A 19897-nucleotide genomic window follows, 5' to 3' on the forward strand; every position below is an offset into this window, starting at 1 on the left:
GATCTTTTAATCATTAAGTTAATCGAGGAGAAGGTAAATGAGTTGCATTCTTTATTACATGATAAGAAAAGCGTATTAAGTGATAGACAGATTGAAATTGCTAAAAGAGAACTCAGGCAATATCAAGAACTACTTTATCAGAATCGCCTTAACAGGCAACTGAAAGTGAGGTGAGTAAATAGTGAACATTATCGAGGCTATTAAGAAAGGTCGTTCTGAGCAAAGAGCAATTCGACTAAAAACTTGGAAAGAATTTGGTATTTGTATATTGCCGACAAATAGTGAGTCTTTAGGAATTTTTTTAATTGTAGAGGATGGAAAAAAAGGCACTCGATATTGGAATCCGAGTGCACATGAATTAACTAGTAACGATTGGGAGTTACTTTGATATAGAAGTGAGGTGAGAAGATGAAAATTACAATCGAGGCAACGCCAGAGGAAACAAAAGAATTGCTCCAAGCTGTCGGAAGCAACTTAGAGCAACGATTGGTAAAAAATGTTAATGACCTTATCAACTTATGGACAGGAAAAGCAAAGCGGAAAAGTTACTCTTCAAATTCAGATAAGAAAGAATCGAATAAAAAATCATAAGATTTTTTGTATCTTATCACGTAACCATCGTCAGATGAAATTTGACCGTCTTCCTCAAGAGCCAAAAACAAACTATCTCTATGTTTAGGCTCTCCAGAACCTAAGACAGCGATAGCTAAATCATGAGCTTTTTGTTCATTAGTCAGCACAAGACATACCTCCTTATCAATTATTTCAGCCGACCACTGACTGATAAGGAAATTATATCAAATAGGAAGAAGTGAGAACATGAAATACAAAAAAAGAAACATTGCCCAGTTACTAGAAGAGGACAATGCAACACCAAGTGAATGTTTAGATTTAATTCATGATGTAATTGAATATTATGAAGATCTAGGTGTTAAATATTTACCTAAAAATGTAGACATTCATACATTTTTAGCTAGTACGTATTACTGGAAAGGATTATTTGATGGTTCTAATCATCAATAGAATTTACAGTTTCAAAATATAGGCCACCGCCAATATGTGTAACGGATTTTTCAAAATTTATATTTTTAATGATTTCATACAACAGAATTCTAAGGTTTTTTCTAGATTCAGTTGTTGATAAATCATACGTTGGGGTGTTGTAGCCAGAAACATCAAAAGGAAGTTTAGCTGTATTGCTGTCTCTAATTTGAATGACTTCTTTACAAAGGGCGCGTGCATATCCTAATTCATAGTAGACGTTTGGATTGTTGCCAGATAAATCTGCAATGATTAAATCTGCTTCTTTGATACAAGAATGGATTCTATCGATATTTTGCTGATTGTGGAATTCTAAGTCAGCACGAATAATCTCGAATTCCAATTTATTTTCAGAAAAACAAAATTGAATTTGATCAAGTAACGCATCAGATTGTTTTCGGATATCGGATTCTTTCTCTCCGATTGGAGTTACAAAAAAGCATTTTTTCATCATAAACACCTCATATAAATTATTTCAGCCTGTCACCCTGATAAGAAAATTTTAGCAAAAGTGAAAATGTCAAACAACCAGTTTAGGAGGTGAGAGGATGAAAATACTAATCTCAATAATAATAGTTCTAGCAATTACACTGTTGTTGGTTCTTGTTTTATCGCTCTTTCTCACTTGGTACTTTGCTAAAAAAGGAAAAGACAGGACTGCCGAAGGGCTGCCCAAAACATCAATTGACTATTTAAGAGACTATGAGAATTCCGTATGGTCTGAGATAGTCCCAATAATAGTATTTATAATTGTTTCAATTACGGTTTACTTAACCATAGTGTTAGTAATGCGCTAATTGAACCTGTCACAAAAGCGACGATTATAGGCAAAATAAAGCTTCTTAAAAAAGTATCTCTTCTTTGCATCTTTTTATTCGCAAAATGAGCAATACCTTTATCGGTAAAAAGAAAACTAGGATTTTGTTGGTTTCTATCAATAATGATAAAACCTAAAGATTGCAAAGTTTGTAAATCTTTTTGAGAAATAAAGCTTGGAATAGGTTGCCCTATCTCTCGGATAAAAGGGGCAGTCTTTTCAAATTTGTGGAGTAATTTTTTTAAATTGATTTCATCCTTAGTTAAAAACCAATTACTAGGAAATAGTCTAGAAAAGTCCATAATTTTCACCACCATAAAAAACTAAAAGGTTTATTTGTCATCTGACCTACCGACCAAATAATCAAGCGACACCTGAAAGTAGTCGGCTAGGGCGATGAGTTTTGATGATGGTATGTCTACTTTACCTGCTTCATAGTCTTGATAAGTTCGTAGTTTGATTCCTAGAAAATCAGCTAAATCAGTTTGAGTCGGTTTTGGAGACAGAGTTATTCTTAATTCTTTTAGTCGTAAATTGTTATAAATCATTTGCAGTCCTCCTGAAAAAATATGCGATTAAAATTCATAAAATATATTGACTACGCGATTTAAATTCGTATAATAAAGATATAGATACGAGATTTAATTGCGTATCTAAATAATAAAGGGGTGGTGATTTTGCTAATAAAAAAATATAGAAAACAAAAAAAGCTAACCCAATCACAGGTAGCAGAAACAGCCGGCGTAACATTACGCCAGTATCAAGATATTGAAAGTGGAAAATCATTTACCACTCAAAAAGTGCTCAACGCACTAGAAGACTTGTTCGAGAAACCTCAGCGTGTACTTTTGGCGAAGAACGCTGAGGAAGTTCCGAACTACATGAAAAACTATTTGTAGTCAGTATATCACAAGTTTGATTTAGGAGGAATAGACATGGAAACGAAAACGTTAGAAGAATACAAACAGGAAAATGAACGGTTAAGACTTGAAATCCAATTATTGAAACGTCCGATGGAAAAGGTAACTCAGAATACGCTGTTTAAAGACATTGCTTTGGATGATGCTGATATTTTACGTATTAATCAAACACACGACACAACAAAGAAACTCGAATCATGGGAAGGATTACCTTTTTCAAGAATCTATACGCTTCATCCAAGAGCACATGGATTAGTGAAAAATGAATCTCCACATTATAACGTTTCAACGACTAATTTACATGATGCATTACGAAAACTCGCTTTAGGAGTTACAGGAGCGACAAAAAATACAGATTTAGATGTAACAGAGTACAGGCTTGTTAGAGAAACTTATCAAGCGTTGAAAGATTTATTCTTACAAAAGTATGATGAGAGATTAAAGCAGTTAGATAGAGAAAAATCAATGGAGGCGTAAATATGAAAAAAATCTACTGGGTCCGGCGGACCGCATTCATCCTTACGATTTTCGCATTAGGCGCACTAATCACGGGACAAGTACCTATGTGGGTTAGAATCGGCTATCCAACAGCCGTCATGTGGTTGCTGATGATTTATGACGAAGCATTGTTTGAACTGAGAGAACAAAAAGCGCTCACGCTAGTTTCCGCTAGTGTGAGCCAAACAGCAAATAATTAAATTCATTCAAGGAGAGTATAACAAAATGAACGAAAAAATTCAAAGATTAATTGAAGAACTGGCAGAAGAATGCCAGAAGGAAGATGTGGCACTACTTTGTACTATTGGCGACTGCGCTACAGCCAAAAACAGTATCGTAGGTAATTTAGTAGAACTAGGCTTTTTATTAGCAGTACAAGAGAAAAAAATTAATGAAGTATCTCCGATTGATGCTGAAATCGTACGTAAGGCTGGGATTGCGGCATTAAAAGAAGATGAACAAATACATTTTAAGCACACAATTGATATTCTCTCACGTCCTTTGCGTGGTGAGTTTCAGTGATGGATTACATCGCAACGAATTACGACACCTTAATGCAAGACGAAACCAGTCACGTGTTCCCGAACGTCTTATCTGACGATGCTCAAGAAGCGGAAGACCTATCTGCACACTGGAATGAAGATGATAACGGCACAACAGTTTACGAATCGGATTGGCTGTTTATCGGCTATCGAATGAATAAACGTGGCACGCGCAATAAATTCGTCTTACACCACGAAAATTTTCTTGATATGATCGATGAATTCGGCACAGATTCTATCATTATGCCAGAGCTACGGATTGTTAGCGGAAAAGACTGGCTTAAACAAAGACAGGAGGAACTTTTCAATGAGCTATGATTTAGAAACGAGTTTCCAACAACAAGCAGTTACAAACCAACAAGGGCAAAGCGGATTAATGACTACTGCAATTAGCCGAGAAGTGGAAGAGGTAAAAGGGCAGATTTTCATGGCAAAGCAATTTCCTAGAAATCCATTTGATGCGGAACGGCGAATTTTAGATGCATGCAAACGACAGTCTTTAGCCAAAACAGCAGTTTATAACTATCCTCGTGGGGGGCAAATGGTCAGTGGTCCATCGATTCGATTGGCAGAAGTAATCGCTCAAAATTGGGGGAATTTATCCTTTGGTATTAAAGAACTACAACAATTGCCCGGGGAATCAATTGCCATGGCTTATGCATGGGATCTTGAAACGAATACACGGCAAGAGAAAGTATTCACGGTAAAACATGAACGCCACACCAAAAAAGGCGTTACTTTCTTAAAGGATCCAAGAGACATTTATGAGTTAGTAGCTAACAATGGTGCACGGCGTGTGCGGGCATGTATTTTGGGGGTTATTCCCGGAGATATTATTGAAGCCGCAGTTGAAGAATGCAACAAAACGATGGCTGGGGCGAATGACAAACCGCTAAAAGAGCGACTGGATCAAATGTTCAAATTGTTTAAAGAAAAGCTTGATGTCACTCAAGAAATGATTGAAGCAAGATTTGGCTATAAAGCGACTGCTTTTACTGAAAAAAATGGTGTGGACTTAGCAAATATCTATAACTCAATCAAAGATGGCATGAGTAGAGTAGAGGATTGGTTTGAGATTCCGACCGCTGAAAAGAAAGAATCATCGAAATTAGAGCAAGAATTTTCTCAAACAAAGAAAGACCCGTTGAAAGAAGCAAAGGCGGCAGATACCGATGGATCTAAGCAAGAAGAACTATTATAGCAACGAAGCTGACTGGCAATATATGTCAGTCAGCCAGTTTAAATCATTTCAAGAATGTGAAGCAGCTACTTTGGCGAAATTAAAAGAGGAATGGTCGCCAGAGAGCGATTCTACGGCTTTGTTAGTTGGAAACTATGTCCATTCTTATTTTGAATCTTCTGAAGCACACAAGATGTTTTTAGAGGAGAATGCAAGTGCGATTTACAAAAAGAATGGTTCTGAGCGTGCAGAATTTGTTCAAGCAATCAATATGATTGAAGCGTTAGAATATGATGATTTCTTTCGCTTTGTTTATCAAGGGGAGAAGGAATTGATTATAACCGGCACGCTATTTGATACGGAATGGAAAGCTAGAATTGATTGTTTCAATTTAGAGAAAGGCTATCTTGTTGATTTAAAAACGACTCGAAGTCTTGATCAAAGATACTGGTCTAAGAAATATGGTGGATATGTTTCTTTTGTTGAACAGTACGGCTACATTTTACAAATGGCCGTTTATAAACACTTACTCGAACAAACCTATAACAGAGAAATCACCCCCTATATCTTTGCAGTAACGAAAGAGTCGCCTCCTGATATTGCAGGTATTAGCATTTATTCTGGTCGCTTCGATTTTGAACTTCGTTTATTGGAACAGGAACTTCCTCATATCTTACGAGTGAAAAACGGAGAAGAGGCACCAAAAATGTGCGGGAAATGTGAATACTGTCGCCAACACAAGGCATTAACAGGTTTTGTAGAAGTAGGCGATTTATTGGGATAAGGTGGTGATTTAAATGACCGGCGGATGGATAAAGATTTACCGCCAATTACTTGAAAAGCCAATATGGCAAGAATCTACACCAGAACAAAAAGTCATATTGATTACCCTTCTTTCTATGGCGAATCATGAGAAAAAAGAATGGGAATGGCAAGGTAAACCTTACAAAGCTATTCCTGGTCAATTTATTACGTCACTAGAAAAGATTAAAAGCAAATGTGGTAAAGGAATCTCTGTACAGAATGTAAGAACTGCTCTAAAACGATTTGAAAAATATGAATTTCTAACAAGCGAATCAACAAACAAAAATAGGCTTATAACCATTGTCAATTGGGAGATTTATCAATCTAGGGAATCCGACCTTACAAAGGAATTAACAAGCAATCAACAGGCAACTAACAAGCAGCTAACAACTAACAAGAATGATAAAGAAATAAAGAATGATAAGAATATAAAGAATAAAACATTATCGTCGCAAACACGCAAAGCGCGCCTTTACGACCCTGCCTCGAATTATTATCAACTCGCAGAACGGCTATTCAAACAGATTTGTCAGAATCAGGAAATCAAGGAACCGAACCTCCAGCGTTGGGCTGACGACATTCGGAAAATGATCGAGATCGACAAGCGGACCGAAGACCAAGTAAGCCGGATGATTGATTGGAGTCAGAAAAATAATTTTTGGTCAGCAAATATTCTATCTGCACGTAAGTTGCGTGAGAAATACGACACCATGGCGGCACAAGCCAATCGTGAGTATAAACAAGCGGGAACTGGTTATCAATCGACCACTCACAAACCAATACGTACAGAGCCTATCCCAGAATGGCTGGATGATCCGGAAGGCTATAATGCCAGAAAAGAAGCGGAAATCAAACGAAAAGCAGCAGTTAGCGATGAAGAGTTGAGGAGGTTTCTAGATGCCACAGACGACACCGAAGAATTTTGGTAAGGCGGTAAAACGAATCTATGACCTGTTTCCATCAGAACAGCAAGAACTTATGCGAGTTTCTTTTGACTCAATGAAGAGGTACGTCGAGGAAACAGGCGATACAACGGGCAAAGGAGCGGAACGCAAGTTTAGAACGTTCATGCTTTTGTATCGGCACTGGCTGCTTTCTGAGAAGAAAGTACCTGTCGATTATTTCGGGAAACGGTTCTTAGAGGCGACAACTGATGAATTGTGGGAGGAGGCACAAAAGCTGCATGAATGGCTCAAAAAGAAACAAGCAAATGACCGCCAAAGACCGTCAGCGCAAGCGGTGTAGGCTTCAACGAATTGTGGAGTTGGCGGAAAGACCTGATTTTGAATCTAATCCAGCTGTACAGGAAGAATGGGAAAAGCTACGAGAGGAATTGTATTTTTCCCCTGATCCAGAGAACCGCTTGATTGAGGTGCTTTACAATGACGAAGTCATTTATACCGGTGTGAAAAAAGAAGTCGAGAAAAAGTGTTTGAAATCAAGAAGCGCACTTAACAACTTATTGAGAACGGGCAAGATGGATAAACAAAAGCGAATGTATCGATGGAAATCAGAAGGTGGTTAGATGAACTGCAAAACTTGTAAAGATGAACGAATCGTCTGGACGAAGGATAAATACAATCGGGTGGTAGCTGTTAATTGCCCTGATTGTAACAAAAACGGCATTGCTGTAAAAAACGAAACGGAGGAATGGAAGCATGAGCGTAATCGAAGTATTTTGGGAAAACGTTCATTGGCACGTGAAAAATAAAGATATCAAAATGGCAGAGTTGATGAATGGAAATACAAAAGCAGCTATCAAAGGGGAAGCAAATGTAACACTGAAAAAAGTGCAAGAAATTGCGGATGCTTTAGATATTGATGATTATGCAATTTTATTTGAGCAGATGGAGGAAGAAAAATGGACGAACTAATCGAACAAGTTGAGCAATGGGCGAACAACAAAGGACTTGATAAGGCAGACCCAAGTAAACAAATGTTGAAAGTTGTCGAAGAAGTCGGAGAAGTGGCGGCTGCACTAGTTAGAAATGACCAAGATGCACTGCGTGATGGTATTGGTGATGTGACGGTGACATTGATTATCTTAGCAATGCAAAACGACATGGACCTATACGAGTGCTTGAATTGCGCTTATGACGAAATCAAAGGTCGGACCGGAAAGATGGTCAATGGTGTTTTCGTTAAGTCCAGTGATCTGAAATAATTCCACAATCGGAAGAAATTACCAACTGGAAAGGGGTGTAGTCATGGACGCATCGGAAGTAGTAAATAAAGTTAATAGTCTCAAAGAGGTTTTCGGAGACGTCGAAGTAGTGATAAACGCACAAGGCTCTGACAACGGATTTTTTAAGCAGATTACCGACATTAGCATTCAGCAAGGAATGGAAGACGAAGATGGAAACTTTATCGATGAAGTAGTCATTTTAGTTACTTGTGAGTAAGTAAGCGACAGACATACATTACTAAATGGAGCGTAGGTGAGAAAGGTATGGAGAAGCACATAATTGTTTGGGCTGTAGAAACGAATTCTCCACAACTTAGATATCCGTTTTTGTATGCTAACTATGAATTAGCAGAATCACGGCTTAATAAATTAGTTAAACAAGCTATTGAGCTAGGCTGCTCAGTTGATTCTAAACACTACGGTTTTAAAAATAAATGTAGGCACGTCACCTTAACAAACAAAGAAGAGAACTATATTTTAGAATACGAATTGACGTATTTAACTGTATTTAAGTGACAGATATATAAAACTAGAAAGGAATGTATTTATGAGATCAAAAAAAGAACAGCAACATTTTGACGAGGGGTATTTTTCGGCAATGAGAGATGCTATGTCACTCGATATAGAACATTATGGAAATGGTGCTGGGGCAGAATTGATACAAGAATTTAATTTGAGACGTTCCGATTTTTTGAAGTATTTTGAAGCTGAAGATATTCAATTTATAGATGAATATGTTGAAGAAGGATCAAGGCGATACAAAGAAATTTGGTTATCATAATTATTCTACTATCCACCAAAATGAAGTAGCAGTATAAACTGCTACTTTGATAGGAATCCTTGAATAGTTCCAACTATCATTGGGCTTAATCCTGCTATATAAACAATTATAAGCGATATTTTTTGAAAAGAATTTAGCGTTTTAAAATCTTTCCAAAATGAACAAATTAGTAGAACAATTCCGAATGAAGTTAAGAAACTAAGAACAATGTATAAGTAATCCATGATAGAACCTCCTTATAGAGATTATATCTTATTTTGTTTTAAATATTAAAATCAAATTTATATAAGTCAGCTATCCGACGAAATAGCAAACTAATGACGGTGAGATTGGAAGGGGAAAACGAGTGAATAAAAGACAAAAAAAGAAATTTATCAAGAAGTGGTTGATTAAATCAGGGTTTAGCACTGACGGATATTTGTATTGTGTGAATTGTGGGAAGAGATTGGACCTTATTGACAAATGGCAGATGGGGTATCAAGCGTGTGACGACTACTGCTACGGGAAAGCTGTGGGTGTTTACTAGGTACCAAAATAGGTGGTTTTTACAACCGAAAGGAGAATAAATTATGGATGCAACAGAAGTGATGAACGAAATTAAATCTTTAAAAGAGGATTTTGGCGACAATGAGGTAATGATAAAAGTTAAAAGTCCGAACGATGGATTCTTTAAGAAAATCACAGGAATTGATATCCAACAAGGCATGATAGACGACGAAGGTGATTTTGTAGATGAAACAGTTATCCTAGTGACTTGCGATTGAAAAAGCGTTAGAAACAAATGACCACGAATTTATCACGAAATGGCATGGGAATAGAAAGTACGCTGAGAAGGATTTGGAAGAATTGAAAGTGAGGAATGAATGTGATCAAATTAGGCTTAAGTTTGATATTAGTATTTTCAATAATGATTCAAATCATCCAAATAATTTATAATTTACGATTATTTAAAAAATATGCAGGCGTAAAAAAAATAGACGTGTTAATGAATCCGTCTATTTTAAAATGGTTAAAAGAAAATGATATTAGTTTTCATCGTTAAGAAATGTATCAAGAATATCAGATATAGACAAATCTTTAGAGGGTTCTTCATACTCGATCAGTGCTTTTAGTTCGAATAATTTTCTTTGATTGGTGGAGATTGTTATAAAATGTTTATCGCTTTTTTTGAAACCTAATAACAGTTTTGTGTCCAATCTGTTATTTTTAGAATCCATTTTTTTGAAAGTAGCTAGAAAAAAAGAGCCATCTTCCGAAATGCTGTCAGGAGAATATAGATAAGATTCCTCCATAACAAGGTGTTGGTGATCATAATAGGGCATTGTTTTATCATCTGGAAAAGAGCCGTAACTATACCATCGCTTGTTATCTTTAGCAGTTTGTTCTAAGAGTTTGTTAATAACTAATTCTGATTTTTCCATTTCAGACAATCCTTTCTATTTCTGTCATTAGTCGTTTTAGTTGTTCTATAGTTTCTATATAGTTCAATTTATCTGTTTCTAGTCTTTTTAACAATTTATTTTTATGGATTTTAACTATATCGGGATAACTAGCTCGGAGATCTGTGAGTACTATAAGTATTCTCGTCTTGCTTTCTTTAGAAATACGTTCGTCAACTTCCAATTTTCGAGTTATGGAGTCGAGAGTACCGAGTATTTGTTCTTTGTCTAATTTCAAACGTTGTAAATCAACTGCACTATTAATTTTTCTATTAATCCGCCACGTAAAACAGAAATTGATTAGAGTAATAAAAAACAAAAAAAAGCCAGTAAGCAAGTTGAATTTGTCAAGGAACGTCCACATTTTATAAACCACCTTTCATATAAAGGGTATCACATATATTAAAAAAATATAAGAGGACAAATAAGCAGAAAGCGAGGGATGAACGTGAATGGAAAATTAATCATCCAAGGCAAAGCTTGGGGAGAATTTGAAAGTGCTAAGCGATCAAAAGGAAATATTGAAATCAGTGGATATCGTTCATATGGCGGCACACACACTGTGAGGATGGTAGACCAACCGAAACTCAACGAGAACCAGCAGATTGTGTTGGAGTGGTTGAAACTAAATTATGATTGCAACGGCGATCACGATGCAATGCGGAATATTTTCATGATGTATTACTACCATACACGAGATAGTTTTACGGAGAGATTGTCTCAAGCAATCGAAAATTTGACCAATGATGAACAAATTGAAATTCTTCGAGAATATTCTCGATGGGCACAGGAACAGGAGGAAGAATGATGAATAAGAAGCAACTAGAAATTATCAAATCATGGGCGAACTTAAAAGCTGGGGAATTCGCTCAAGAATGGACTGAAGATGATGAATTGATTTATCGTAGTTTGTTTGGGGAGTCATTGATGGCTTTACCAGATGAGGTAGAACAGGATGATGAGGAATGATCCGCTATTACTGGCTCCGTTTAAGAATGAAATATCATTACTATGTAACTCAAAATATGGACAAGTGGGAAGAACTTTGGAAACAGAAAAATAAGTTGAAATATTTCCGCAATCGTTAGCGGTAGCAAAAAAGGGGGTCTGAAAATGACAGTTGCAGTGTTAGGAGTTGCAGCGTTTATAGCGCTGATGTTTGTTGGCGTAGTTTTAGGTAAGAAAATAGATGAGAGGGAAGATAATTCATGAAAAAAAGATTTTTGCTATTGGCATTTTCATTGGTAGGACTGATTGCTTTAGCAGGGTGCCAAGATATGTCAATGTGGTTTAAAGGGTTCGAGGAAAGCTTCAAAGGCTTAGAGATGGTAATTCAGACATATGACGAAGAAAGCCAAATGATTGATAAAGTTATTGGGAAATCAATAATGATTGAACGTGATTCTACATTTGATAGTGATTTTGAAAGTGCTGATTCTGCAGTCATCCAAGTCACTATAGGAGATAAAGAAATACACCATGTAGGATCATCAATGATAGTCGCAGAACGAGGCTTGCAAAATGTCTTTGATGATTTTGCTAAAACAGTGAATCTGCAAAATATGCAGCGTGGAGTTCCAATTGTCAATTCTTTGGTAAATGACTTTCGAAATTCCTTTACAGGTAAAGAGAAAGTAATCCTTATACGAAGTCAAAACGGTACTCCGCTTGCAACGTATGCTGGAAACAATGTTTCTCTTTATAAAACAGATGTGCCAAAGAGCACCGGATTCTTGATTGATGGTAAATATTTGTTTGTTTATCGGTGTGATTACACTGTATACGATTTGGATTTGATTAATTAAAAGAGAGGAAGAGTTGATTTGGGGAAGACGAAATCAAAAATCAAGAAGAAAAAGCGGAAATTATTAGAGAAAGCCCAAATGAATGGGACAATCAGCAGTAAATATCTAAAAAAGGAAGACAAATCAGCTGGGAGCAAAATTGCTCCCAGTAAATAGTACTTTGAGTAGTAAACATCTAAAGAAGGAGAAGACATCAAATGGAAACACCACAAATTTTTAGTTTTGAAGACAGTCAAGTAAGAACGATTTTAGTGAATGATGAGCCATATTTTGTAGGGAAAGATGTAGCTGAAATTCTTGGTTATAAAAACACGAGTAAAGCACTTAAAGATCATGTCGACAATGAAGATAAAAGGGGGGAACGAATCGTTACCCCCTCAGGAGAACAAGTTGCCACCATAATCAATGAATCCGGACTATACAGCTTAATCTTAAAATCAAAACTTCTAAATGCAAGGAAGTTCAAGCGTTGGGTCACAAGCGAAGTGCTGCCACAAATCAGAAAACACGGTATGTATGCTAAAAATGAAATACTTGAAAATCCTGATTTGTTGATTGAAGTAGCTACGAAACTGAAAGAGGAACGAACGAAACGATTAATTGCGGAACAAAAAGTCGCTGAATATGAACCGAAAATCATTTATCTTGACACGATTTTAGCATCGAAAGATGCAGTGACTACCTCACAGATTGCAGCGGATTATGGGATGTCAGCAGTTAAATTGAATAAGCTATTGCATCAATTAGGTATACAGCGAAAAGTAGGCGGTCAGTGGTTACTTTACAAGAAGCACATGAATTGTGGATACACAAAATCTCATACAAGCGAAATTGTCCAGACTGACGGAACCAAGAAAATTGTGATGAGTACCAAGTGGACACAAAAAGGAAGATTGTTTATCTACGATTCACTGAAAAAAGAAGGCTATTATCCTCAGATGGATTTGTGGGAAACAGCATAAAAAAAGAACCTTCTAGGCAAGGGAAAATAAACGGGTGACATTGCCTTGGAAGGTTCAAAAAAAGGCTAGCCAATTGATTTTGATGGAAAAGGAAAAATACTTTAGTTTTGTGCACTGCGAAAAAAATAGCCTTTTTTTCTAGAATAATACGTTTTGTTTAATTGTCAATGTTATTTTATATTGGGATGAAAACGAACCTTCTACCAGAGAGTGACCAACATGCTTTTACGCAAAACGAGTAGAAGGTTCGAAGAAGGCTAAATAAAGATTGAAGGTACATTCTGAAAAAATCTGCTTGGATACTTTGTTGCTTGTTGGAAATTTAGCCTTCAATTTTATAATAATAAATTTTAAAGGAGTGTCAATATTTTTTAGAAAAGTACTAAATAACAATAAACGAACCTTCTATAGGAATGAAACGGGTTAGGATGATAGAAGGTTCGAATAAAGACTAAATGTTGAGCGCCCTAAAGATATTTTGTATTCTTTAATTTGTAAAAACATTTAGCCTTTGATTTTATGATAATAAATTCTTAATAATTGTCAATAATACTAAGGTAAAATTCATTCTAATTTTTGTGTCTAAAATAACAAAAAAACGAACCCTCTAAAGAAAGTGATCTGGTCTCTTAGAATGCAGAGGGTTCGATAAAAGCTAGAAAGTATTTTGCTATAGTAAGGATTTTTTATAAACGTAGATGCTCTAGCTTTTGATTCTATAATAATAAATCAACGTTAGTTGTCAAGATTATTTAATAAAAAAACAGACAGCCGACCACTGGCTGCCTTTAAATAGAGTATTGTATCAACATGTCTTTTCTAATTATAACATATTTTGGAGTGATTGGGAATGATACAAGAGGCTAATATCAAGCAGACAAAGGCAAATGCAATGGCTATTTTAAAGCAGTATCGTGGATTGGAGCGTAAGGCAGGACGAAGTCCTATCGATATCCGTTCTCCGTTTTTTAATGATATGCCTAAAGCCCCGAAACATGGAAATAGAGTAGAAGATGCAATGATCCAACATATTGAAATAAAAGAAAAAATCCAAGCGATTGAATATGCGTTAAGTCGGTTGGGGTTAATGAGTAGGCAGGTGTTATATTATACATACTGTGTAAAAGATGTTCTCACAAACGATGAAATTGCGGATAATCTCGGTGTAGCAACTCGCACACTGAATCGGATGAAGTCGGAGGCTTTGTTGGAGTTTGCGGATGTATTTGGAATAGTTGCTTATCGCTGAAAAATTTTGGCGTAAATGGCGCAAATATGGCGTTTTTGGCGTAGATTTGGCGCAAATTGTCCGTTTTCACGTGTTATTATGATAGTGTCGAAAGAGTAGGTGGTCGGTGATTGGACTACTCACAATATTCCATCAACCGAAAGGAGGCAATCTTCTTATCGCTTATTCTTCTTTGACAAATGGCGGCAAATTACAATAAAGGAGTTGATACGCTCCTTATCTTCATTCGCCGTCTTTTCTTATGTCACTGTGGCGGAAAGGGTATACGCTATAAGCGGGCAGAAGTGATAGACCTGCCCTGATGTACGGCTATCAAAACGGTGCAAGGTTCGATTCCTTGCCAGTGACATAGGGTTCATAGTTATCCCGACTGCCAGTCAGCGAAAACTTGTTACATAAGCCACCTGCGGAAACAGGAAACGGCGAGCAACCTAGTATTGTTATATACGTGCCAGATTGGCTAGGCAGTTTGGTACAATTTAATCTAGTCTGAGAAAGAAAGTTTCGATACAATATATTTTGTAGAAAAGTGAAAAGATGGTGGCAATCCATTTCTAGGAGGTGGTGCTTATGTGTGTAAGTATCAAGTTTAGAGAAAGAAGAGCCTGAGTTGTCAACTTTTGAAGTGTTAAGCCTGATGATTGCTTTTGCAATGTTAGTCTTGGCTATCAAAGATGACAATAATAAAAAATAAACCATCTTTTACTTTGGCGAGTAAGATGGTTTAAAAAAATAAATTATCTAAAAGCCACCGTCTTTTTAACGGTTTTACTTAGGGCGTGTTTGCAGCACGTCCTTTTTCTATGTTTATTATATCATGTGAAAATAGAAAATCAATCAAGATCGCTTCGGCGGTCTTTTTTATTTTAATTCGATAGGAGTGTATTGGATGGATAATTTTTACGAAGCAATCCTTACTATTGAAGTTGCACCGATGATGGCTAAAGTATACAAAGCGATTGAAGATGAAAATAGCAGATATTGGTCCAAGAACATAGTTAAAGATGCGATTGGTAATGAAATAGTCAATGAGATAAAACCTGTTTGGAATGGAAATTATTGTCATGTAGAAATAGCAGAAACTCTTGGCGAGAATTCAGAGTTAATTATCAGCTTGATTTCTAGAACACTGCCTAATCTGAAGAAACAAGTTGATTATTATGAACATATGGGAGCTGCTGTTTTAAAAAAGAATTATAAGGATGACGTAATGTAATGTCGAACGATTCATTTTATAAAAGCAAAAAATGGCTGAAAAAGAAATCTGTAATTCTTAGAAAATATGAATACGAATGCCAAGAAAGCAAACGATATGGCATCAATGTCAAAGCAGAAATGGTACATCATATTTATCCAAGAAAGCAATATCCTGAATTAGCATTAGTGGACTGGAATTTATTGCCATTAACAAATAAAATGCATAACTCGTTTCACGATCGTGAAAATGATTCAATTATTGGTCAAGGAATATATTGGCAAAGAAAAAGAAGAAAAGAATTTGATAGATGGAGAGAACAATCCCCCCCTCAATAGAAAAATCCAAAAAAGCCTTGGAGAAACGGTTAGTGGAACTCTTTCCAATAGCGAGGACTTTTTGAAAAAAATTTTTTCTGCATGAAAAGTGTTTATCTATCAATGTTTAGCATTGTTTTTAATAGTCAAAACTGTGCATAAAAAAGCCTTTTATTGCGCACTACTATATTTTTCGAGGAGGTGAGAACTTGACTAAAAATATTCCGAAACGAGAAAGTATAAAAAAGCGGACAATTAAATATATGAAAGAGTTAGGAACATATAAGCCGCAGTACAATCAAATTATTGAAGTTTATTCTGACATGGTTTATCAGTATAACTACCTAAGTCGTGAATTTGAAAGACAAGGTTATGAGATCATTTTGGAAACCGAAAAGAGTGGTGGAAAAAAATCCCCGATTTTAGCAAGTTTAGAAAACCTTCGGAAAGATATAGGTACCTATTCGGATAGATTGATGTTAAATGCTAGAACCTATCAAGCAGAAGTAGAAGTTCCAAAAAAAGAGAAATCAGCTTTTGCTAAACTCTTAGAACAACAAAAGATGTGATTAGATGGATTTATCGAAAATTACTTCTAAGCATTTTAAAATAGCTTTAAATTATGCAAAGTCAATCGTTGGTTTAAAAGTGTTGGCTAATTTAGATAGGAGATTAGCGTGTGAGCGGTTTTTAAAAGATTTAGAACGTACAGATATTGATTTCAGGCAAGAGCAATTCGACTTTGTCATCAATCTAATTGAAGGAACAATTCATCATGTTCAAGGGGAAGATAAAAATGGTGTAAGTTACAAAGGACAACCACTATTGTTAACGGATTGGCAGAAATTTGTTTGTGTTAATTTGTTTGGCTTTTTTGAGAAAGGAACAGATATTAGGCGTTTTAAAGAAGCGCTTATTTTTTTGCCTCGAAAACAAGGGAAAACTGCTTTTAGTGCAGCACTAACAGAAGCTAAAAGTATTCTAGATAGGCGGTCAGGATCAAAAGCGTATATTGTAGCAAATTCTGTAAAACAAACTTTAGAGTGCTTTAATTTTCTTGTTGATAACGTTAATGAACTAAAAGATGAAGTTGAAAAGCTAAGAATTCGAGACAATAACCAAGAACATTCTATATCGATTAATTTTGGAGATGGTACAAGCGATATATATGCAATTGCTAACCAAGAAGATAAACTAGATTCTTTAAACTGTAATTGTCTGGTACTGGATGAATTACATTCTTGGAAAAGAGCAGGTGCCAAAAAATATACTTTGATGAAGAATGCGATGAAAGCTTATCGTAATAAATTATTGATTGGTATTTCAACAGCCGGAGATATTCCCGATGGCTTTTTAGCCAATCGTTTAAAAACTTTGCAGAAGGTATTGAACGGTTCAATCACCGATCCCGCTTATGACTCTTATTTCATTTTTATTTGTAAAGCAGATCAAGATGAAGAAGGGAACATTCTAAATAGTAAAGGAGAAATCACCACAATTGATGACCCTGAAGTTTTGGAAATGTGTACGCCATCAATTAATGTCACAGTTACCTTGGAAGAGTTATTGGATGATGCTTCCCAAGCAATGAATGAACCACAACTAAAAACAGAGTTTTTAAATAAAACGCTGAATGTCTTTACGAATGCAATGGATGCCTATTTCGATATTAATGAGTTTAGAAGCTCCGACATGCAATACGATTGGACATTAGATGATTTAGCAAGATTACCTATTGTTTGGTACGGCGGTGCGGACTTATCAAAACTACATGATTTAACGGCAGGTGCTTTATACGGCTCATATAAAGGAATAGATATTTGTATTACGCATGCTTTTTTCCCGAAATTAGCTGCAGTAAAGAAAGCAGAAGAAGATGGTATTCCTTTATTTGGTTGGAAAGAAGATGGTTGGTTAACGATGAGTAACACGCCTACCGTTTTACATGATGATATTGTGAATTGGTTTATTTTGATGAAACAAAAAGGCTTCAAAATTAAACTTGTTGGTTTTGATAAAAAGTTTGGTCGAGAGTTCTTTTTTAAAATGAAAAAAGCAGGATTTAAAATTAAAGATCAACCACAATACTTTTATAAGAAATCAGAAGGCTTCCGTCATATCGAGGTTAAAGTGAAAAATAAAAAGTTTTATTATCTGCATTCTGATGCCTATGAATATTGTGTTCAGAATGTGAGAGCGATTGAAAAAACAGATGATATGATTCAGTATGACAAATTAGATGGTGATGGCGGAGTACAACGGATTGATTTATTTGATGCTAGCGTATTTAGTTGCTGCCAAATGCTTGAAGATATGGCGATTGGAGATATAGGTACCAATTGGTTAAATCGCAAATACTAATTGACGGAAGGATGAGTTTAAGTGTCCAAAAAAAAGAGAAAATCAAACAATATTCGTTCGGAACCCCAACCATCAGGCTCAAGTGATCCTACGGTTGGTTTTTTTATGTCTGATATTGCGCGAGAGATATTAGTTCCCGGGTATACGAGATTATCAGATAATCCCGAAGTAAAAACAGCATGTCAAAAAATTGCTGATTTAGTTTCGGGAATGACAATTCACTTGATGGAAAACTCAGATAACGGTGATATTCGGATTAAAAACGAATTATCCAGAAAGATAGATATAGAGCCTTATTCTTATATGACTAGGAAAAATTGGGTTTATAACATTGTTTATTCTATGTTACTTCCCGGTGATGGCAATGCCATTGTTTTTCCCGAAATGAAAGATGGGCTTATTCATGAATTGAAACCCCTAAAGCCTTCTAAGGTAAGTTTTATAGAATTGGAAGAAGGATATCAAGTGAAGTATGGGTCAACAATTTATTCTCCGGATGAGATTCTACATTTTGCAATTAATCCGGACCCAGAAGAGCCGTGGAAAGGAACTGGATATCGAATTCCACTAAAAGATGTTGCTCATAATTTGCGTCAAGCCAATGCAACAAAAAAATCATTTATGAGTGGACAGTATATGCCGAATGTCATCGTTAAAGTAGATGCGATGAATGAAAATCTTGCGAGTGAAGCGGGAAGAAACCAAATTAAAGAAAAATATTTGGGAGAATCTAGACCAGGAGAGCCATGGGTTATCCCAGCGGAATTATTAGATGTGCAGCAAGTCAAGCCTTTGTCATTAAAAGATATAGCAATTAATGAATCGGTCGAACTCGACAAAAAAACTGTTGCAGCTTTATTAGATGTTCCATCGTTTATTTTAGGAGTTGGATCATTTAACAAGGATGAATACAACAACTTTGTGCGTACAAGAATTAAAGCAATCGCAGATATTTTTCAACAAACCTTGACAAAAGGACTTCTTGAAAATCCTAACTGGTATTTCAAGTGTAATTCTAAGAGTTTGATGGCTTATGATACGAAAGAATTAGCAGAGATAGGAATGAATCTGTATATCAGAGGAATTTATACGGGAAATGATGTATTGAATATGATTGGAGATTCTCCTAAATCTGGCTTGGATGAGTTGATTATTTTAGAAAACTTCATTCCACAAGGAATGATAGGTGAACAAAAAAAATTGAAGGGTGGTGATTCTGATTGACTGTAAAAGAAAATCAAACACGTTCCATGGCAACTAATTTTTCTACCAGAGAAGAAACTTCAGGGGAAAAAATCATTGAAGGATATTTTGCTGTCTTTAATCAGGAAACAGAGCTTTGGCCGGGAGCTTTTGAAGAAATATCGTCAGAGGCATTTAATGGGTCTTTGAGTAATGATATCCGCGCTTTGACAAATCATGAGACGACTTTAGTTTTAGGACGAAACAAGTCAGGAACTTTAAAACTAAGTGTCGATTCTAGAGGTTTGTGGGGACAAATTACTATTAATGAAAATGATTCAGATGCTTTGAATTTATACGAACGTGTGAAACGTGGAGATGTGGACCAATGTTCATTTGGTTTTAATATTTTGAATGAAGAAACTGATTGGAGAGAAGATGGAACCGTTAAATGGCTGTTAAAAGAAATTGATCTCCATGAAGTTTCGGTGGTGACATTCCCTGCCTATGAAGATACTGGGGTACAAGCTAGACATAAGCAATTAGAACAATATCGTGAAAAACAATTAGCACAATGGCGAAAAAAAACATTAGGTCAATTAAAGAAATAGGAGGAACT

The 19897-nt window shown here is 35.9% G+C and carries 34 protein-coding genes; 29 read left to right on the plus strand and 5 right to left on the minus strand.

Features of this window, described 5'->3' with window-relative positions:
- The first annotated feature begins 181 nt into the window (after positions 1-181).
- A complete protein-coding gene (locus IGK61_RS04945) occupies positions 182-388 on the plus strand; it encodes a Thoeris anti-defense Tad2 family protein (RefSeq protein ID WP_438844705.1) in 207 nt (68 codons plus the stop codon).
- Positions 389-545: 157 nt separating this feature from the next.
- Here the strand turns inward: IGK61_RS04945 and IGK61_RS04950 are convergent, their stop codons facing one another.
- Positions 546-740, minus strand: a complete 195-nt coding sequence (locus IGK61_RS04950; protein ID WP_142965674.1) for a hypothetical protein — start codon at positions 738-740, stop codon at positions 546-548.
- A 79-nt stretch (positions 741-819) separates the two neighbouring features.
- Here IGK61_RS04950 and IGK61_RS04955 point away from each other — a divergent pair, with 79 nt between their 5' ends.
- On the plus strand, positions 820-1023 hold the full coding sequence (locus IGK61_RS04955) for a hypothetical protein (RefSeq protein WP_438844706.1): 204 nt from the start codon (positions 820-822) through the stop codon (positions 1021-1023).
- On the opposite strand, the gene IGK61_RS04960 is transcribed toward IGK61_RS04955, so the two are convergent.
- The 3 genes from IGK61_RS04960 to IGK61_RS04970 form a co-directional block, all read right to left on the minus strand.
- Complete coding sequence (locus IGK61_RS04960) at positions 1010-1492, minus strand: hypothetical protein (protein WP_438844707.1); 483 nt, start codon at positions 1490-1492, stop codon at positions 1010-1012. The genes IGK61_RS04955 and IGK61_RS04960 overlap by 14 nt on opposite strands.
- 308 nt (positions 1493-1800) lie before the next feature.
- The gene (locus IGK61_RS04965) at positions 1801-2160 is read right to left on the minus strand and encodes a hypothetical protein (RefSeq protein ID WP_438844708.1); all 360 of its coding nucleotides are present in this window, start codon (positions 2158-2160) and stop codon (positions 1801-1803) included.
- Positions 2161-2190: 30 nt separating this feature from the next.
- Positions 2191-2406, minus strand: a complete 216-nt coding sequence (locus tag IGK61_RS04970) for a helix-turn-helix domain-containing protein (RefSeq protein ID WP_438844709.1) — start codon at positions 2404-2406, stop codon at positions 2191-2193.
- Between the two features lie 123 nt (positions 2407-2529).
- On the opposite strand from IGK61_RS04970, the gene IGK61_RS04975 reads away from it, so the two are divergent.
- The 15 genes from IGK61_RS04975 to IGK61_RS05045 all read left to right on the plus strand — a co-directional run bounded on the left by IGK61_RS04975 (position 2530) and on the right by IGK61_RS05045 (position 9532).
- Positions 2530-2757 carry a helix-turn-helix domain-containing protein gene (locus IGK61_RS04975; protein ID WP_438844710.1) on the plus strand — a complete coding sequence of 76 codons (228 nt, stop codon included), beginning with the start codon at positions 2530-2532 and terminating at the stop codon, positions 2755-2757.
- A gap of 36 nt (positions 2758-2793) precedes the next feature.
- Positions 2794-3255 carry a hypothetical protein gene (locus IGK61_RS04980; RefSeq protein ID WP_438844711.1) on the plus strand — a complete coding sequence of 154 codons (462 nt, stop codon included), beginning with the start codon at positions 2794-2796 and terminating at the stop codon, positions 3253-3255.
- A gap of 2 nt (positions 3256-3257) precedes the next feature.
- Positions 3258-3476 carry a hypothetical protein gene (locus IGK61_RS04985; protein WP_438844712.1) on the plus strand — a complete coding sequence of 73 codons (219 nt, stop codon included), beginning with the start codon at positions 3258-3260 and terminating at the stop codon, positions 3474-3476.
- Between the two features lie 25 nt (positions 3477-3501).
- Entirely contained in the window at positions 3502-3798 is a 297-nt protein-coding gene (locus IGK61_RS04990; RefSeq protein WP_438844713.1) for a hypothetical protein, read from the plus strand.
- The gene (locus IGK61_RS04995) at positions 3798-4136 is read left to right on the plus strand and encodes a hypothetical protein (RefSeq protein ID WP_438844714.1); all 339 of its coding nucleotides are present in this window, start codon (positions 3798-3800) and stop codon (positions 4134-4136) included. Before IGK61_RS04990 ends, IGK61_RS04995 begins: the two co-directional genes overlap by 1 nt.
- Positions 4126-5019, plus strand: a complete 894-nt coding sequence (locus IGK61_RS05000) for a hypothetical protein (protein WP_438844715.1) — start codon at positions 4126-4128, stop codon at positions 5017-5019. The genes IGK61_RS04995 and IGK61_RS05000 overlap by 11 nt, the downstream gene beginning before the upstream one ends.
- Positions 4991-5782 (plus strand): PD-(D/E)XK nuclease-like domain-containing protein, encoded by a 792-nt coding sequence (locus IGK61_RS05005; protein WP_438844716.1) that lies wholly within the window; start codon positions 4991-4993, stop codon positions 5780-5782. Before IGK61_RS05000 ends, IGK61_RS05005 begins: the two co-directional genes overlap by 29 nt.
- Before the next feature lie 13 nt (positions 5783-5795).
- Positions 5796-6731, plus strand: a complete 936-nt coding sequence (locus IGK61_RS05010) for a hypothetical protein (protein WP_438844717.1) — start codon at positions 5796-5798, stop codon at positions 6729-6731.
- The gene (locus tag IGK61_RS05015; RefSeq protein ID WP_438844718.1) at positions 6700-7047 is read left to right on the plus strand and encodes a hypothetical protein; all 348 of its coding nucleotides are present in this window, start codon (positions 6700-6702) and stop codon (positions 7045-7047) included. The genes IGK61_RS05010 and IGK61_RS05015 overlap by 32 nt, the downstream gene beginning before the upstream one ends.
- The gene (locus IGK61_RS05020; RefSeq protein WP_438844719.1) at positions 7013-7327 is read left to right on the plus strand and encodes a hypothetical protein; all 315 of its coding nucleotides are present in this window, start codon (positions 7013-7015) and stop codon (positions 7325-7327) included. The genes IGK61_RS05015 and IGK61_RS05020 overlap by 35 nt, the downstream gene beginning before the upstream one ends.
- A 133-nt stretch (positions 7328-7460) precedes the next feature.
- Positions 7461-7676 carry a hypothetical protein gene (locus IGK61_RS05025; protein ID WP_438844720.1) on the plus strand — a complete coding sequence of 72 codons (216 nt, stop codon included), beginning with the start codon at positions 7461-7463 and terminating at the stop codon, positions 7674-7676.
- Complete coding sequence (locus tag IGK61_RS05030) at positions 7664-7966, plus strand: MazG-like family protein (protein ID WP_438844721.1); 303 nt, start codon at positions 7664-7666, stop codon at positions 7964-7966. Before IGK61_RS05025 ends, IGK61_RS05030 begins: the two co-directional genes overlap by 13 nt.
- A 43-nt stretch (positions 7967-8009) precedes the next feature.
- Positions 8010-8204 (plus strand): hypothetical protein, encoded by a 195-nt coding sequence (locus tag IGK61_RS05035; RefSeq protein ID WP_438844722.1) that lies wholly within the window; start codon positions 8010-8012, stop codon positions 8202-8204.
- A gap of 330 nt (positions 8205-8534) precedes the next feature.
- Complete coding sequence (locus IGK61_RS05040) at positions 8535-8768, plus strand: hypothetical protein (RefSeq protein WP_438844723.1); 234 nt, start codon at positions 8535-8537, stop codon at positions 8766-8768.
- A gap of 569 nt (positions 8769-9337) precedes the next feature.
- Positions 9338-9532 carry a hypothetical protein gene (locus IGK61_RS05045; protein ID WP_438844724.1) on the plus strand — a complete coding sequence of 65 codons (195 nt, stop codon included), beginning with the start codon at positions 9338-9340 and terminating at the stop codon, positions 9530-9532.
- 261 nt (positions 9533-9793) lie between these two features.
- Here the strand turns inward: IGK61_RS05045 and IGK61_RS05050 are convergent, their stop codons facing one another.
- Positions 9794-10189, minus strand: a complete 396-nt coding sequence (locus IGK61_RS05050) for a hypothetical protein (RefSeq protein ID WP_438844725.1) — start codon at positions 10187-10189, stop codon at positions 9794-9796.
- A gap of 466 nt (positions 10190-10655) precedes the next feature.
- On the opposite strand from IGK61_RS05050, the gene IGK61_RS05055 reads away from it, so the two are divergent.
- The 12 genes from IGK61_RS05055 to IGK61_RS05110 all read left to right on the plus strand — a co-directional run bounded on the left by IGK61_RS05055 (position 10656) and on the right by IGK61_RS05110 (position 19889).
- Positions 10656-11015: a hypothetical protein gene (locus IGK61_RS05055; RefSeq protein WP_438844726.1), complete on the plus strand. Its 360-nt coding sequence runs from the start codon at positions 10656-10658 to the stop codon at positions 11013-11015.
- Complete coding sequence (locus tag IGK61_RS05060) at positions 11015-11176, plus strand: hypothetical protein (protein WP_438844727.1); 162 nt, start codon at positions 11015-11017, stop codon at positions 11174-11176. Before IGK61_RS05055 ends, IGK61_RS05060 begins: the two co-directional genes overlap by 1 nt.
- 239 nt (positions 11177-11415) lie before the next feature.
- A complete protein-coding gene (locus IGK61_RS05065; protein ID WP_438844728.1) occupies positions 11416-12012 on the plus strand; it encodes a DUF5052 family protein in 597 nt (198 codons plus the stop codon).
- 197 nt (positions 12013-12209) lie between these two features.
- Entirely contained in the window at positions 12210-12974 is a 765-nt protein-coding gene (locus IGK61_RS05070) for a phage antirepressor KilAC domain-containing protein (RefSeq protein ID WP_438844729.1), read from the plus strand.
- An 844-nt stretch (positions 12975-13818) separates the two neighbouring features.
- Entirely contained in the window at positions 13819-14223 is a 405-nt protein-coding gene (locus IGK61_RS05075; protein ID WP_438844730.1) for an ArpU family phage packaging/lysis transcriptional regulator, read from the plus strand.
- Positions 14224-14833: 610 nt separating this feature from the next.
- The gene (locus tag IGK61_RS05080) at positions 14834-14917 is read left to right on the plus strand and encodes a putative holin-like toxin (protein WP_438844975.1); all 84 of its coding nucleotides are present in this window, start codon (positions 14834-14836) and stop codon (positions 14915-14917) included.
- Positions 14918-15112: 195 nt separating this feature from the next.
- Complete coding sequence (locus IGK61_RS05085) at positions 15113-15439, plus strand: hypothetical protein (protein ID WP_438844731.1); 327 nt, start codon at positions 15113-15115, stop codon at positions 15437-15439.
- Positions 15439-15756, plus strand: a complete 318-nt coding sequence (locus IGK61_RS05090) for an HNH endonuclease (RefSeq protein WP_438844732.1) — start codon at positions 15439-15441, stop codon at positions 15754-15756. Before IGK61_RS05085 ends, IGK61_RS05090 begins: the two co-directional genes overlap by 1 nt.
- Positions 15757-15944: 188 nt before the next feature.
- Positions 15945-16304, plus strand: a complete 360-nt coding sequence (locus IGK61_RS05095; RefSeq protein ID WP_438844733.1) for a P27 family phage terminase small subunit — start codon at positions 15945-15947, stop codon at positions 16302-16304.
- A 4-nt stretch (positions 16305-16308) separates the two neighbouring features.
- Positions 16309-18096, plus strand: coding sequence for a terminase large subunit (locus tag IGK61_RS05100; protein WP_438844734.1), 1788 nt, complete (start codon positions 16309-16311; stop codon positions 18094-18096).
- Between the two features lie 21 nt (positions 18097-18117).
- The gene (locus IGK61_RS05105) at positions 18118-19320 is read left to right on the plus strand and encodes a phage portal protein (protein WP_438844735.1); all 1203 of its coding nucleotides are present in this window, start codon (positions 18118-18120) and stop codon (positions 19318-19320) included.
- Complete coding sequence (locus IGK61_RS05110) at positions 19317-19889, plus strand: HK97 family phage prohead protease (protein ID WP_438844736.1); 573 nt, start codon at positions 19317-19319, stop codon at positions 19887-19889. The genes IGK61_RS05105 and IGK61_RS05110 overlap by 4 nt, the downstream gene beginning before the upstream one ends.
- Positions 19890-19897 lie beyond the last annotated feature (8 nt).

This window comes from Enterococcus sp. AZ063 (assembly GCF_051715045.1).
GTDB lineage: Bacteria > Bacillota > Bacilli > Lactobacillales > Enterococcaceae > Enterococcus_D > Enterococcus_D casseliflavus.